At 67.6% G+C, this 13,670-nt stretch carries 12 protein-coding genes and 1 pseudogene; 8 read left to right on the forward strand and 5 right to left on the reverse strand.

Features of this window, described 5'->3' with window-relative positions:
• The first annotated feature begins 23 nt into the window (after positions 1 to 23).
• The 5 genes from LE190_RS06550 (at position 24) to LE190_RS06570 (ending at position 5,149) form a co-directional block, all read left to right on the forward strand.
• Positions 24 to 704 (forward strand): TetR/AcrR family transcriptional regulator, encoded by a 681-nt coding sequence (locus LE190_RS06550; protein WP_225237923.1) that lies wholly within the window; start codon positions 24 to 26, stop codon positions 702 to 704.
• A gap of 168 nt (positions 705 to 872) precedes the next feature.
• Positions 873 to 1,727 (forward strand): alpha/beta fold hydrolase, encoded by an 855-nt coding sequence (locus tag LE190_RS06555; protein WP_225237924.1) that lies wholly within the window; start codon positions 873 to 875, stop codon positions 1,725 to 1,727.
• A gap of 92 nt (positions 1,728 to 1,819) precedes the next feature.
• Positions 1,820 to 2,713, forward strand: a complete 894-nt coding sequence (locus LE190_RS06560; protein ID WP_225237925.1) for a VOC family protein — start codon at positions 1,820 to 1,822, stop codon at positions 2,711 to 2,713.
• A 57-nt stretch (positions 2,714 to 2,770) separates the two neighbouring features.
• Entirely contained in the window at positions 2,771 to 3,943 is a 1,173-nt protein-coding gene (locus tag LE190_RS06565; RefSeq protein ID WP_225237926.1) for an acyl-CoA dehydrogenase family protein, read from the forward strand.
• A 30-nt stretch (positions 3,944 to 3,973) separates the two neighbouring features.
• On the forward strand, positions 3,974 to 5,149 hold the full coding sequence (locus tag LE190_RS06570) for an MFS transporter (protein WP_225237927.1): 1,176 nt from the start codon (positions 3,974 to 3,976) through the stop codon (positions 5,147 to 5,149).
• Here LE190_RS06570 and LE190_RS06575 read toward each other — a convergent pair.
• The 5 genes and pseudogenes from LE190_RS06575 to LE190_RS06595 all read right to left on the reverse strand — a co-directional run bounded on the left by LE190_RS06575 (position 5,146) and on the right by LE190_RS06595 (position 10,437).
• Entirely contained in the window at positions 5,146 to 6,645 is a 1,500-nt protein-coding gene (locus LE190_RS06575; RefSeq protein ID WP_225237928.1) for a helix-hairpin-helix domain-containing protein, read from the reverse strand. The two genes, LE190_RS06570 and LE190_RS06575, sit on opposite strands and share 4 nt — an antisense overlap.
• Before the next feature lie 5 nt (positions 6,646 to 6,650).
• Complete coding sequence (locus LE190_RS06580; protein ID WP_225237929.1) at positions 6,651 to 8,093, reverse strand: protein phosphatase 2C domain-containing protein; 1,443 nt, start codon at positions 8,091 to 8,093, stop codon at positions 6,651 to 6,653.
• A gap of 37 nt (positions 8,094 to 8,130) precedes the next feature.
• Positions 8,131 to 9,170 (reverse strand): annotated as a pseudogene (locus LE190_RS06585) (TerY-C metal binding domain-containing protein).
• Positions 9,171 to 9,190: 20 nt separating this feature from the next.
• Positions 9,191 to 9,832 (reverse strand): vWA domain-containing protein, encoded by a 642-nt coding sequence (locus LE190_RS06590; RefSeq protein ID WP_225237930.1) that lies wholly within the window; start codon positions 9,830 to 9,832, stop codon positions 9,191 to 9,193.
• A complete protein-coding gene (locus LE190_RS06595) occupies positions 9,829 to 10,437 on the reverse strand; it encodes a TerD family protein (protein ID WP_225237931.1) in 609 nt (202 codons plus the stop codon). Before LE190_RS06595 ends, LE190_RS06590 begins: the two co-directional genes overlap by 4 nt.
• 291 nt (positions 10,438 to 10,728) lie before the next feature.
• Between LE190_RS06595 and LE190_RS06600 the strand changes: the two genes are divergently transcribed.
• Genes LE190_RS06600 through LE190_RS06610 form a run of 3 tightly spaced genes read left to right on the forward strand, consistent with a single transcriptional unit; the run spans position 10,729 to position 13,667 of the window.
• Complete coding sequence (locus LE190_RS06600; RefSeq protein WP_225237932.1) at positions 10,729 to 11,781, forward strand: DUF475 domain-containing protein; 1,053 nt, start codon at positions 10,729 to 10,731, stop codon at positions 11,779 to 11,781.
• A gap of 22 nt (positions 11,782 to 11,803) precedes the next feature.
• Positions 11,804 to 12,382 (forward strand): TerD family protein, encoded by a 579-nt coding sequence (locus LE190_RS06605; RefSeq protein WP_225237933.1) that lies wholly within the window; start codon positions 11,804 to 11,806, stop codon positions 12,380 to 12,382.
• 25 nt (positions 12,383 to 12,407) lie between these two features.
• Positions 12,408 to 13,667 carry a GNAT family N-acetyltransferase gene (locus LE190_RS06610; protein WP_225237934.1) on the forward strand — a complete coding sequence of 420 codons (1,260 nt, stop codon included), beginning with the start codon at positions 12,408 to 12,410 and terminating at the stop codon, positions 13,665 to 13,667.
• Positions 13,668 to 13,670 lie beyond the last annotated feature (3 nt).

Consider the following 13,670-nt stretch of genomic DNA (forward strand, 5'->3'; position numbering starts at 1 on the left):
CCAACCATCCCCTGCCTATGTCCATGATCGACCGCCCCCGCCGTTCCGGAGAACACCGCACCAGCGCCGCCTCGCGCGAGCGCATCCTCGATGCCGCATTCGAGGTGATCCGCGACGAGGGCTACAGCGGCGCGACCATGGCCAAGGTGGCCAAGAAAGCCGAGCTGCCGGTGGGCAGCGTGTACTGGCACTTCGAGAACAAGGACCTGCTGCTGGCCGCCCTGATCGAGACCAGCTACGCGCGCTGGCACAGCCAGGTGGCAAGCTCGCTGCAGCCGCTGGAGGGCGAAGGTTTCGGCGAGCACATCGCGCGCCTGTTCGGCACCGTCGATGCGGCGCGCCAGTACGACGCGGCCGACTTCTGGCGCCTGGGCGTGATCCTGAGCGTGGAGAAATCGGTGCGCGAACAGGTGGCGCGCGAGCGCTTCCTGCGGATCCGCCAGCTGCAGCGCGCCGAATTCGCCGCATGGTGGAGCAAGACCCTGCCGGGCGAGGTGCTGGCGGCCGACCCCGGCCTGCCGGACCGCCTGAGCGGCTTCACGCTGGCGCTGCAGGACGGGAACGCGATCGCGGGGGCCTCCGGCGAAGCGATCCAGGCCTTCCGTCCGATGCTGGCGTCCAGCCTGCTGCACCTGGTGCAGGAGGCCACGGCCGGACTGGCCGCAGCACCGGCACGCAAGCGCAAGACGGCCGCCAGGGCCTGATCCGCCTTCTTCCGCGCGGCATCCGCGCCGTGCCGCCACACGCAAAAATAAAATATTGATTCTAGAACTGGTATTCAGCTAATATGTCTCGACCACCCCGGCGCCGGCCCGTTCGGCGACCCGGCGCGCGGGGCAGGCAACCGAATCTGAAGCTCATTGGAGGAAGACGTGGCGATCGTGACCGAAGAAAACACCAGCAAGCGCATCAAGACCCGGAACTGGGACATCCATTACCACGAAGCAGGCCAGGGCCACCCCCTGGTGCTGGTGCATGGCGGCGGCCCGGGCGCTTCGGCCTGGAGCAACTACAACCCGAACATCGCCACTCTGGCGAAGAAATACCGCGTGCTGGCGGTGGACCTGCCGGGCTGGGGCAAGTCGCAGGCGGTCACCTACGACCGGCGCGACAACAGCGGCGCCCTGGCCGAGTTCCTGGAAGCGCTGGGCATCACGCGGGCGGCTTTCGTGGGCAATTCGATGGGCGGTTCCTCGTGCATCCGCCTGGCCTATGAGCGCCCGGAACTGGTGTCGCACCTGGTCACCATGGGTTCCTCGGCCGGCGTGCCTGGCATCTTCGATCCGGCCGGGCTGAGCGAAGGCGTGAAGGCGCTGGAAGCGGCCTACTTCAATCCGTCGATCGAGACCATGCGCAAGTTCGTCGAAGGCATGGCCTTCGACACCCGCCACGTCACCGACGAGCTGCTGGCCGAGCGCGTGAAAGCCGCCCTGGCGCGCCCCGACCACATCGAAGGCTGGAAGAGCGGCCACGGCAAGCCGATGGTCAGGCTCGACCCGGCGCGCGTGGCCACCATCACCGCCCCGACCCTCCTGATGCACGGCCGCGACGACCGCACCGTCCACTTCAACTCGGCCCTGGTGCTGGCGCGCGCGATCGCGAACTCGCGCGTGTACATCGTGAACCGCTGCGGCCACTGGGTGCAGCTGGAGCACACCGACGAGTTCAACCGCGTCATCGATTCCTTCATCGAAGGCAACCCGGTCACCATCGAGCAGGCCGCCTGAACGTGAATGCCGGCCCAGGCGCGCGTGCGCCCGGGTTGAACGAAGATTCCAGAGCTTAAGTTCATAAGCTCGCTACAAGAAGGAGACAGGGAATGATCAAGTCGCTTGCCTATCTGGGCGTGCGTTCCCCCAGCTACCAGGAATGGGAGCGTTTCGGTCCGGAAGTGCTGGGCCTGCAGGTGGCCGGCCACGGCCCCGACGGCGCCGTGCGCCTGCGCCTCGACGAAGTCGCGCAGCGCATCGTCATCCATCCGGGCGAGCGCAACGCCGTCGCCTACATCGGCTGGAGCGTGCAGGACGAGGCGGCGGCCATGACGGTGGCCCGGCGCGTGAATGCCCATGGCCTCGAGGCCGTGCGCGCCGGTGCCGAGGAGTGCGCCGAGCGCAAGGTCGAGGGTTTCGTCTGGTTCAAGGACCCTTCCGGCTTTCGCCATGAGCTGAGCTGGGGCCTGCACCATACCGTGGCCGCCTTCCACCCGGGGCGCGCGATCTCGGGCTTCCGCACCGCGGACCAGGGCCTGGGCCACGTCGTGCTGGCGGTGCAGGACCTCGACGAGGGCGACCGCTTCTACCGCGAGGTGATGGGCTTCTACCCGTCCGACACGGTGCGCGACGGCCCGCTGGTAGCCCATTTCTACCACCTGAACGGGCGCCATCATTCGCTGGCGATCAGCGCGCTGCCGACCCGCGAGGTGGCTTTCCTGCACCTCATGATCGAAGTGAATGCGATCGACGACGTCGGCACCGCGCACGATATCTGCCAGCAGCGCGAGATCCCGATCACCACCACCCTCGGCAAGCACAGCAACGACCGGATGTTCTCGTTCTACATGTACACGCCATCGTGCTTCCGCCTCGAGTACGGCTGGGGCGGCCTGGACGTGGACCCCGACCTGTGGACCCCGCGCACCTACGACAAGCCGAGCAGCTGGGGCCACCGCCGCCAGCACGCCGAACTGACCGCGCTGAAGCTGGACGAGGCCTGAGCCCGCGGCGCCATCCCATTTTTTGCAAGACCAGACAAGACATTCAAGGAGTGCAGCATGCATCCGGTACGTGAGACCATCATTGGCAACATCGACAGCTTCATCGAGCAGGAAGTCCCCAGCATTGAACTCGGCCGCGTGACGGACGAGGGCGCGCGCCTGATCCGCGACAGCGGCATGGTGCGCATGCTGCAGCCGAAGCAGTACGGCGGCTACGAAGCCGACCCGCGCGAGTTCTACCAGACCGTCATCGAACTGGCCTCGAAGGCCTCGTCGCTGGGCTGGGTCGGCTCGGTGGTGGGGGTGCACCCCTTCCAGTTCGGCCAGGGCGACCCGCGCATGCAGGAGGAGGTCTGGGGCGCGGACCACGATACCTGGACCGCATCGCCCTACGCCCCGATCGGACGCGCGCGCCGCGTGGAAGGCGGCTACCTCCTGAGCGGCCAGTGGCCGTTCTCCTCGGGCACCGACCACTGCAAGTGGGCCGTGCTGGGCGGCCTGGCCGAGCGCGAAGGCGGCGAGGCCGGTGCGTTCACCGAACTGATGCACTTCGTGCTGCCGCGCGCAGACTACGAGATCCTGCAGGATTCCTGGAACGTGATGGGCCTGCAGGGTACCGGCTCCAAGGACGTGCTGGTGCAGGACGTGTTCGTGCCGGACTACCGCACCTACAAGGTGCAGGCCCTGAACGACTGCGAGTACGCGGCCCGCCACCGTCCGGAGAGCGTGCTGTACCGGATTCCCTTCGACCTGTTCTTCCCCGGCGCGATCTCGGCCGCGACGCTCGGCATCGCCGCCGGCGTGGTGAACCACTTCGCCGAGTACACCGGCAGCCGGGTCACCCGCATGGGCGTGAAGCAGACCCAGAACCCCTATCACATGGCGTCGCTGGGCGCGGCGCTGGCCGACATCGACGCCTCCTGCCAGCACGTGCTGAACGAGATCGGCGACATCTACAAGCTGGTCCAGGCCGGCGGCAAGGTCACCAGGGAGATGAAGTACAAGGCGCGCGTCAACCAGGTGCGCGCAGTGCGCCGCGCCGCCGAGGCGGCGGCCGAGGTGTTCAAGCACGCGGGCGGCAATGCCAGCCGGGTCAGCAATCCGATCCAGCGCACCTGGCGCGACCTGTCGGTGGCGATGGGGCACGCCTGCAACGTGGACGATCCGGTGTATGCGGCCTACGCCGGCACGCTGTACGGGATCCCGGTGCCGCGCGGCGTGGTGATCTGACGCGGCCGGCAGTGGACAGCTGAGCAATCCATGACGAAGCTGCCGGCGCTGCCGGCGCCGATGGTGCCGACGGTGCTGATGGTGCTGGCGCACACCGCCTTCGCCGGCGGCCGGGTGGCCCTGGCCCTGTCCGCGCTGCGGCTGGGCGGCTCGCCCTTCGAGGTCGGCATGGTCGTCAGCCTGCTGGCGCTGGTGCCGATGTTCCTGGCGGTGCAGGCCGGGCGCTGGACCGACCGGCGCGGCGTGGCCGGTCCGCTGCTGCTTGCCCTGGCCCTGCTCGAGGCGGGCCTGCTGCTGGCCGCGTTGCCGGCGCTGGCGGCGCTGGGCGTGGCCGCTATCCTGATGGGGTGCGGCTTCATGCTGGTCCACGTGGCGCTCAACAACGCCGTCGGCAGCTGGGACGCGCCGGCGCGCAGCCACGGCTTCTCGATGCTGGCACTCGGCACTTCGGTGTCCTCCGTCGCCGGTCCTTTGCTGGCCGGCGTGCTGGTCGACCTGGCCGGACACGCGCGCGCCTTTCTCCTGCTGGCCATCCTGCCCTGTCTGGCCCTGCCGATGCTGCGCGGCGGCCATCTGCCGCCTGCGCCGTCCCCGGCCCCGGCTGCGACCAGTACGGCGCTGGCGGCCCGGCCGCGCATGGCCGACCTGCTGCGCCATGCGCCGCTGCGCGCGGTGTTCGTCACCAGCGCGCTGCTGTCGATGGGCTGGGACCTGTTCAGCTTCATGCTGCCGATGCATGGCGAGGGCATCGGCCTGACGGCCACCATGACCGGGACCGTCATGGCGGCCTTCGGCGCCGGCACCTTCGTGGTGCGCCTGTTCATCGGCAGGCTGGCACGGCGCTACACGGAATGGCAGGTGCTGGGCGCCGTGCTGGCCCTGAGCGCGGCCGTCTACTTCCTGATGCCGCTGGCGCGCACCCTGCCGCCGCTGCTGGCGCTGGCCTTCGTGCTCGGCCTCGGGCTGGGCTGCGCCCTGCCGATGACGATGAGCGCGATTGCCCGCAACGCGCCGCCCGGTCGCGGCGGCGAGGCGATCGGCATCCGCACCATGCTGGCCAACGCCAGCCAGACCGTGCTGCCGGCCAGCTGTGGCGCGCTCGGCGCGGCGTGGGGCACGCAGGCGGTGTTCTGGCTGGTGGCCGGCCTGCTGGGCGCGGGGCTGGCGTTGCTGGGGCGGGTGCGCACCGGCACGCCTGCCGGCTAGCCGTTCGCCATCTGCACCACGGCCAGCCGCCCGCCCGGCGCGCGCGACATCAGGAACTGGCCGCCATCCTCGAGGGGGATGCGCTCGCCGGGCGCGACCGGGGTCCGTGAGGGCAGAACCATCAGCTCCGGCATGCCTTCGTTGACCAGGTACCAGGCATCCTCGTGCAGCACGAAGTAGCCGACACGCTTGCGTTGCGGCGGCTCCAGCTTCTCGTTCGGCACCAGGAGCCGGTTCGCATGCCATGGGAACAGCGACTGGCCGGAGTACACCATGAGGCGATGCCCGTCCGGCCGGAAGCTGCCTTCGTTCTGCGACGAATACAGGTTCAGCACCGGCAGCCTGCCGGCGTAGCAGGTGCCGCAGAACGGGCAGCGCGGCCTGGAGCGGTTGTCGAACACGTACCACTTCTGTTCGCACGCCGGGTTGGGGCAAGGCTGAAGCAGGTCCACGGTCTTGACCAGCGCCGTTTCCCAGTCGTCGGCGCTGGGCCGCAGGGCCGGCGCATGCAGGCCGTCGACGAAGGCATCGGCGAACAGGCGGCCGAGGTAGGGACCGGTAACCGCGCACGGCAGCCTGGCAGTGTCGCGCCACGGCAGTTCGACCGCCTTCACATTGGCCAGGCGGATCCGGTTCGACGCGTCTTCCGGATGCTCGACGAACAGGGCGCGTTCGCCCATCGACAGTGCTTCGTCGCGCTGGGGATCGTCGGTGTCGTGTACCTTGTCGCCGCGCAGCGGGTGGCGCAGCAACAGGTACATGTAGATCAGCACCGCCAGCGCGTGGCGGTCGGTGGCGATCGAGGGCAGCTTGCGGCGCGGATCGTCTCGCCCCAGCCGGGCCGTGGCCACGCATTCGGGGGCAATGAAATCCGGCGTGCCGACCACGTCCGGCGGAAACTTGCCCGGCACCACCAGGCCATCGATGTCGATCAGGCAGGCCCGCCCGCTGGATGGGTCGATCAGCACGTTGCGGTAGCTGAGGTCCGAATGGGCCAGTCCGGCCGAATGCATGCGCCGCACCGCGCGCGCGATCTGCAGGCACAGCTTGATCTGCAGCATCCAGTCGCCCAGCTCGCGCTCGTCGAGGAAGCGGTTGCGGTTCGAGGGCGAGGCGAACCACTTGCCTTCCTTCTCGCGTCCCCTGATGGCAAGCATGTCGTTGTTGCGCGAGCCATGGGTGAAGAAGAATTCGGGCGCGTAGAAGGGCGCCACGACGCCGAGCCGGCCGCGGTGCTCGACGGTGGTGGTCGGCCAGCAGAACAGGTTCTTCCAGTAGTCGCCGCCGACCTGGCTGAATATGCGCTCGCGGTAGACGGTGGTGATCATCGCGAGCCGTTCGCGCATCGCGGCATCGGCCCCGCCGCGGAAAAAAGCCACCACGTAGGCCTTGTCCGGGGAGAAGTACACGTCCTTCATGCCGCCGGACGCCCTGACTTCGTCGATGAAGCGGACGGTCGAGCCGTCGGCCGCGGTCAGCGTGACGATGTTCGCCATGGCACCTAGTCCTGATCGACGTGGTGGACGATCGCGATGGTCCGGTCGTCGTGGTTGCCCGGAGACCAGAAGTCGAGCCAGTCGAGCAGCCTGCGCGCCCCTTCGTTCCCGCTCCATGGGCCGGGCACGCCGACGCCGGCCGTGCGTTCCAGCTCTTCCCAGAACAGGTGCCAGTCGGCGCTGCGCCCGAGCCTGGCCTCGGTTTCGAAGCGGGCATCCGATACCCCATCCGTCATCAGCACCAGCGCCGTCATGTCCTCGACCAGGGCGACCTGGGTGCGCTGGCGCAGCATGGCGTGGCTGATCGCCGCGTTGTCGAGGAAGCGGGTCTGGCCGGCGTATTCGCCGCTGTCGGCTGCGCCCAGCAGGGTCACGCCGCCGCGCCTGCTGTAGATGGCGACGGCCCCGTCGCCCACCCAGTAGGCCGCGCACAGGGTACCGAAGGGGTAGCGCTTGCCGACCGCGATCAGGGCGGTGCTGGCATAGTCCCTGAACTGGGCGTCCGGGTCCGGATGCGCGGCGACTTCTTCGAGGATGGCCCGGACCGCGTAATAGGCGGCGTTTCCGACGATGTGCGACAGGTCGGTGCGCAGCGCCTCGTGCAAGGCGTCCTCGCGCCCCGCCGGCGGGTCTTGCCGGGCCTGGGCCAGCGCATGGACGCTGGCGTCGAGCCGGGCGGCGGCGCTTCCACCGAGCGCGGCCAGGATGCGCGCGTGCGCCTGTTCGCAGATCAGGGCCGCGCCGCGGCGCGCGTACCTGGCGCTGCCGGCGCCGTCGGCGACCACGGCCAGGTGCCAGCCGGACGCCGCCACATGCGCGATCCGGAAGTCGTCGTCGCGAAAGCCGCCGGCGTGCGCGTGCGCGCGCCCGCGCTTGCTCGCCGCGAGCGTCGCCAGCCCGGCGCCGCGCACGCTGTCGCATTGCGCGTCCGGCTTCCAGTACGGATCCTTGCGGTCGGATGGACGGTCCTGCCACATCGTGCGCGGGTCAGGGAGCACCAGCAGCTGCACCAGTGCGCGCCGCTGGCGGCCACCCGGGTGGCCCGCGTAGCGGTAATCCACGACGATCGTGAACGCGCCGGCCTGCGGCGGGGTGCCGCTGAGCGTGCCGGTAGCCAGGTCCGCTTCCAGGATGAGGCCCGCGGGCAGGGCCAGCGCCTCGAACACCAGGGCTTCGGCCTTGCCGAGCACTTCGATGCGCTGGGTATAGCGTTCGCCGGCGCGGGCGTTGGGCAGGCGCAGGGCAAGGTCGGGAAGCTCCGGCTGCGGCGGGGGCGGCAAGGCATCGGCCAGGAAGCGGTCGAATTCGCGCGCCAGCCTGGCGCCGAAGGTTGGCAACAGCCCGGAAAACGCCGGGCTCGACAGAAAGGCGTCGATTTGCCGACCGCCGGTGGCGGGCCTGGCCTGGGCGAGCCGGGCCCGCACATAGGAAAGCAATGCCTGATCCATGTCGCACTCCTCGGTTGCCGGGCCGGCGCCGGCCGCGCTATCCGCGCGAACGTGCGACATCGAAGCCTTCTCCATCGCATTCGCTGAAATAGCAATCGCGCGCGCAGCCCGGGCAGGTCGCGGGGCCGCTGCCCCGGATGCACATCAGGGTGCCGCAACTGCACATCGCGAAGCCGATCGGATTGCCGCAGTGGGGCAGCCCGGCGCGCCAAGCAGCGCGTCGGTGCTGACGGTGCGGGCCATGGCGCGTTCGTCGGACAGCTCGGCATAGTCCTGCTCCAGTGCGAACACGCCGTTCAGCTGGTACAGGTCGAGCGCCATGCCGACCTTGTCGATCCCGGTCCGGATCCGCTCGTAGCGCATCAGGTAGGGCAGGCGGTTGGTCTGGCAACGCGCGCTCAGCACCACCAGGTCTTCGTCGACGGCCAGGCTGCCTTCGATGTCGCCGATCTTCTTCAGGATCGATGTATCCAGCCTGGCCAGGCTGGGCCCGGTACCCGACTCGGTGACGCTGCGGCTTTGCGCCACCACCGACATCGTGACCCAGTCGACGAAACGCTTGAAATCCTGCTCGCTCCGGGCATCGAGGCTCAGCACGGTGTCGGTGAAGCGGCGCAGCACGTCGACAGCGCCGAACTTGCCGACCGCAATCGCCACCAGGCTGGCGCGGTTGGCATAGCGGGCATGCCAGCGCTGGATGGCCGGCTCGACATCGTCGGTGGGTTTGCCATCGGTCATGAGGTAGATCACCGGGCGCCAGTCGCCCTTGCGTTGCGGCGTGTTGGGCAGGACCGTGCGGTCCAGCTCGTCCATCAGGTGCTGCATGCCGCGTCCCAGCGAGGTGCCCGAGCCGAGTGGCAGGCGGGGAGGATAGAACTGGGCCAGTTCGGTCAGCGGGCACAGGGTACGGGCCTTGCCGGCGAATACGATGGCCGACAGGTGGACCGTCTCGAGCGCATGGGGATCGGTGCGCAAGCCGGCCACCAGGCGCTCCAGCCCCTGCTGCAATTGGCGCAGGTTGTCGCCGGCCATCGACTCCGAGACGTCCAGCAACATGAAAATCGGTAAGCGGCGCATCCTTTCCTCCTCTTGTGTGCCTACAGGACCACCTGGACTTCCGGCGGGGGCGGCGGGAGCTCGCGCGGGCCCGACGTGCCGACGCTGGCGCTGCCGGCGCCGACCGCCGAGCTGACCCACTGGAAGAAGCTGGAGAAGCCGCTGCTGTCGAGCGTATCCAGGCTGAGCACGCGATCGGTCAGCAGCCGGAGCGGCGCCGGGTCGCTCTTCGGTCCGGCGGCGCAGGCGACCACGGTGGCGAAGTCAGCCTGCCCGACGCGCAGCACCGCCTGCTGGTAGTCGTAGGTGTCGGATGGCTTGCCGTCGGTCATCACGAACAGCAGCGGACGCCAGTCGCCCTTGTGCTCGGCGCATGACTTGCGGATGTCGCGTTCGACCATGTCGCAGATCGCGTGCAGGGCGGCGCCGAGGAAAGTCGGCCCGGAGTCCGGACAGACGATCTCGGGCAGCACGAGCTGCTCCACCGGCGTCAGCGGCAGTACCTGCCTGACTTCGGCATCGAAGGTGACGATGCACAGGCTGGCGCTTTCCAGCGCAAACGGATTCTGGCGCAGCGATGCCAGCAGCGCCTGGAGGCCGACGTTGACCGCCTGGATCGGCTCCCCGCGCATCGAGCCCGAGGTGTCGAGTGCCAGGTAGACCGGCAAGCGGCGCCCGCTCATGCCAGGTAGGGACGCATGACGTCGACGAAGCGGTCCGAGGGGTGCGGTGTGCCGATCGCGTTGAACTTCCAGCCGCCATCGGCGCGCACGACCTCGGCGAAGGTCAGCGAGCAGTGCTCGGCCATGCCGGCGTCGCCGCTGATGTTGAAGCGGCACATTTCCTTGTTGTCCGCGTCCACCGCCCGGATGAAGGCGTTCGCGACCTTGGAAAAGTCCTGGCGCTTCGCCCGGCCTTCGTAGATCGCCACCAGGAACAGGATGCGCGTGTACTTCGGCGGCAGCTGGTCGAGCTTGACGATGATCTGCTCGTCGTCGCCATCGCCCGCGCCGGTGCGGTTGTCGCCGGTCAGCCACAGGGCGCCGCTGGGATGGTGCTGGGCGTTGTAGAACACGACGTCCTCGCGCCCGGGGAGCTTGTCGTCGGGACCAAGCAGGAGCGCAATCGCATCGAGGTCGTAGTCTTCGGGCTTCGCCCCGAATAGCGAGCCGAGCAGGCCGCGCTTCGGTTCCGCGACGTCCCAGCCGAGGCCGATGGTGATCCGCGACAGGTTGTTATCGGCCTTGCGCAGGGAAATACCCTGTCCTTTGCCTAAGCTTACCGCCATATTCGCACTCCTTCCTGATTGGTGGTTTTCGCATTTCTTTCCAATTCGGGTGGGCCGAGTGGTGAATTCGCAACCGCCTGATAGAAAAGCCTATTTCTTTCCAGGCAAAGTTTGCTATCTGAAACGCTTAATGTATATTACCGACGAGATTGAAATTAGGAAATAGCACTGGGTTTTTAAATGCAAGGGTTCTTGGATATATAACAAAAAGTTTTTTGTTCTTTATCAATATAGAGCGATTTTCATTTAACTCTCTTTTTATATTTTCCTTTCCATTTCCATTCGGCGAATATGAAACACTTCATAATGTCATTTCTGGTGACCGCGCTCTGCCTGGCCCTGGCGGGAGCCTGGGGTTATCGCCACGGTGGCAGCGCGGCGCTCTTTTCCGCTGTCGGACTGGCCCTGATGCTGGGCATCATGGAGGTCTCGCTGTCCTTCGACAACGCGGTCGTGAACGCTTCGGTGCTGAAGGGATGGAACCTGTTCTGGCAGCGCCTGTTCCTGGGGCTGGGCATCCTGGTCGCGGTATTCGGCATGCGCCTGCTGTTCCCGCTGGTGATCGCCGCCGCCACGGCCGACCTGGGCATTGGCGACGTCTGGACCATGGCGCTGCGCGAGCCCGACCGCTACGCTGCGCACCTGACCAGCCACCATGCGCAGGTGGCCGTCTTCGGCGGTGTGTTCCTGCTGCTGGTCTTCCTCAATTTCCTGTTCGACGAGGACAAGGAAGTGCATTGGCTGGGTCACGTCGAGCGCAAGCTGGGCAGCTTCGGCAGGATCGCCGCACTGCCAGTGCTGCTGTCGCTGGGCGCCGTGCTGGCCTGCGCCAGCCTGGCCGGTGGCCAGAAGCTGGCCGTGCTGAGCGCCGGCGTCTGGGGTGTGCTGACCTACGTCGGCGTCGACGCGCTCGGCAGCCTGCTCGAAAAGGAAGAGGAAAGCAGGGCGGATGCCGGCCGGATCGTGAAACAGGGCGGCATCGGCGGATTCATTTATCTCGAAGTGCTGGATGCCTCGTTTTCTTTCGACGGCGTGATCGGCGCATTCGCGATGACCAAGGATGTGGTGATTATCATGCTCGGCCTGGCGATCGGGGCGATGTTCGTGCGCTCGCTGACGGTATACCTGGTGCGGCAGGGCACGCTGGAGGAATTCGTGTTCCTGGAACACGGTGCGCATTATGCGATCGGCGCGCTGGCGCTGATTATGCTGGCCAGTTTGAAATACCACGTTCCGGAAATCGTGACCGGCTTGACGGGTGTGGCATTTATCCTGGCCTCGCTATGGGCTTCGGTTCTGCATAAACGCAATTCCGAATCGCATGGCGGAAAATTGGCGATTTGATTTAAATCATAATGGAGGAATCATGGCGATCAGTTTACAAAAAGGCGGCAACCTGAGCCTGTCGAAAATGGACCCGAGCCTGCGCGAAGCGCTGGTGGGGCTGGGCTGGGGCGCACGCTGTTCCGACGGCACGCCATTCGACCTGGATGCAAGTCTGTTCATGGTGCGCGAGGACGGCAAGGTCAGGGGCGACCACGACTTCATCTTCTACAACCAGTTGCGCTCGACCTGCGGCGCCGTCGAGCACACAGGCGACAACAAGACGGGCGAGGGCGACGGCGACGACGAGGCGCTGAAGATCCGCCTGGCCGAGGTGCCGCCCGAGATCGCCCGGCTGGTGATCGCGGTGACGATCCACGATGCCGAGATGCGGCGCCAGAACTTCGGCATGGTGCAGGATGCGTTCGTGCGCATCGTGAACCTGGACAGCCATGTGGAAGTCGTGCGCTTCGACCTGTCGGAAGACTATTCGACCGAAACCGCGATGATCTTCGCCGAACTCTATCGTCACGGCGGCGAATGGAAGTTCAAGGCGGTCGGGCAGGGCTACAGCGGCGGACTGGCCGCGCTGGCCGGCCAGCATGGCGTCCAGATCGCCTGATGCGGCGCGCCCGGAGGACCTGTCCATGCGCCTGCCCGAAAAACTGAAAGCCTTCGGCGTCTCCTGCAGCGACCATTTGCAGGAGCGCAAGCGCCTGCGCGGCCCGGCCGGACTGTGCTACGCCATCGCCGATTCCATTGCGATGCTGGACCGCCAGGCCTGGCAGGGGTTGGCCGATGGCGCCGGCTTCTTCCTGTCGGCCGCCTACCTGGAAGCGCTGGAAGACGCGCTGCCGGCGAACCTCAGCCCGCGCTATGCCCTGGTCTACCAGGGCGAGGGGACGCAGCGGGTGCCGCTGGCCGCCGTGTACATGCAGATCGCGGAGATCGGCCTGGCGCAGGCCTGGCCGCCCGAAGGCGCCCAGGTGGCCGTGCAAGCGCGGGGCGCGCTGGACAAGCTGGCCCAGGCCAGCACCCAGCGCGTGCTCACCTGCGGCAACCTGCTGAGCTTTGGCCAGCACGGGGTTGCATTCGCGCCCGGCACCGACCCCGCGCTCGGGTGGCACGGGCTGGCCGAAGTGCTGTACCGCGTGCGCCAGGCGGAGCAACTGGCCGGCAAGACCCATTTCATCATGATCAAGGACCTGCACGCGCCTTTCACCGCGCATGCGGCCAGCCTGAAGAAGCTGAGCTACCGCTACGTGGAGACCGAGCCGAACATGGTGCTGGAACTCGACCCGGCCTGGCGCTGCCACGCGGACTACCTTGCCAGCCTGGCCTCGAAATACCGCGGCGCCGTGCGCAACGCGGTGTTCGGGAAGATCGATGCGGCCGGCTGCACGGTCGAGTCCTTGAGCGGCCTGGGGCCGCACCAGGAGCGCCTCTGGGAACTCTACAAGGCGGTCCAGGCCAGGGCGGCATTCCGCCCATTCGAACTGGCGCCCCACTATTTTCCCTGGCTGGAACGGGTCGCCGGCCAGGCCTTCCGCTGTACCGTGATCCGGCAGGGCGAGTGCCTGCTGGGCTTCCTGGTGTCGGTGGCGGACGGCGAGACCGCCTATGCGTATCACATCGGCTTCGACCGCGATGCGGCCGCGACGCTTCCCCTGTACCTGCGGCTGCTGCACGCCGGGATCGCCGACGCCATCGGCATGGGCTGCAAACGCATCTCGTTCGGCCGCACCGCGCTCGAACCCAAGGCGGCGCTGGGCGCCAGGCCGCAGGCCTTCGGGGTCATGGTGCGCCACCGCCAGCCGGTCCTGAACAAGGCGATCAAGCACCTGCTGCAGGGCATCGAGCACGAGGAGCCGCCCGCGCGCAATCCATTCAGGACGCGGCAGGCTTGAAGC

The organism is Massilia hydrophila, assembly GCF_020208145.1.
Taxonomy (GTDB): Bacteria; Pseudomonadota; Gammaproteobacteria; order Burkholderiales; family Burkholderiaceae_D; genus Telluria; species Telluria hydrophila.

What these genes read in the sequence shown, in the direction of transcription:
- LE190_RS06595 (WP_225237931.1), bottom strand. Translation starts at nt 10,437, where the DNA reads ATGGCGGTAAGCTTAGGCAAAGGACAGGGTATTTCCCTGCGCAAGGCC.
- LE190_RS06565 (WP_225237926.1), top strand. Translation starts at nt 2,771, where the DNA reads ATGCATCCGGTACGTGAGACCATCATTGGCAACATCGACAGCTTCATC.
- LE190_RS06575 (WP_225237928.1), bottom strand. Translation starts at nt 6,645, where the DNA reads ATGGCGAACATCGTCACGCTGACCGCGGCCGACGGCTCGACCGTCCGC.
- LE190_RS06605 (WP_225237933.1), top strand. Translation starts at nt 11,804, where the DNA reads ATGGCGATCAGTTTACAAAAAGGCGGCAACCTGAGCCTGTCGAAAATG.
- LE190_RS06560 (WP_225237925.1), top strand. Translation starts at nt 1,820, where the DNA reads ATGATCAAGTCGCTTGCCTATCTGGGCGTGCGTTCCCCCAGCTACCAG.
- LE190_RS06600 (WP_225237932.1), top strand. Translation starts at nt 10,729, where the DNA reads ATGAAACACTTCATAATGTCATTTCTGGTGACCGCGCTCTGCCTGGCC.
- LE190_RS06550 (WP_225237923.1), top strand. Translation starts at nt 24, where the DNA reads ATGATCGACCGCCCCCGCCGTTCCGGAGAACACCGCACCAGCGCCGCC.
- LE190_RS06610 (WP_225237934.1), top strand. Translation starts at nt 12,408, where the DNA reads ATGCGCCTGCCCGAAAAACTGAAAGCCTTCGGCGTCTCCTGCAGCGAC.
- LE190_RS06580 (WP_225237929.1), bottom strand. Translation starts at nt 8,093, where the DNA reads ATGGATCAGGCATTGCTTTCCTATGTGCGGGCCCGGCTCGCCCAGGCC.
- LE190_RS06590 (WP_225237930.1), bottom strand. Translation starts at nt 9,832, where the DNA reads ATGAGCGGGCGCCGCTTGCCGGTCTACCTGGCACTCGACACCTCGGGC.
- LE190_RS06570 (WP_225237927.1), top strand. Translation starts at nt 3,974, where the DNA reads ATGACGAAGCTGCCGGCGCTGCCGGCGCCGATGGTGCCGACGGTGCTG.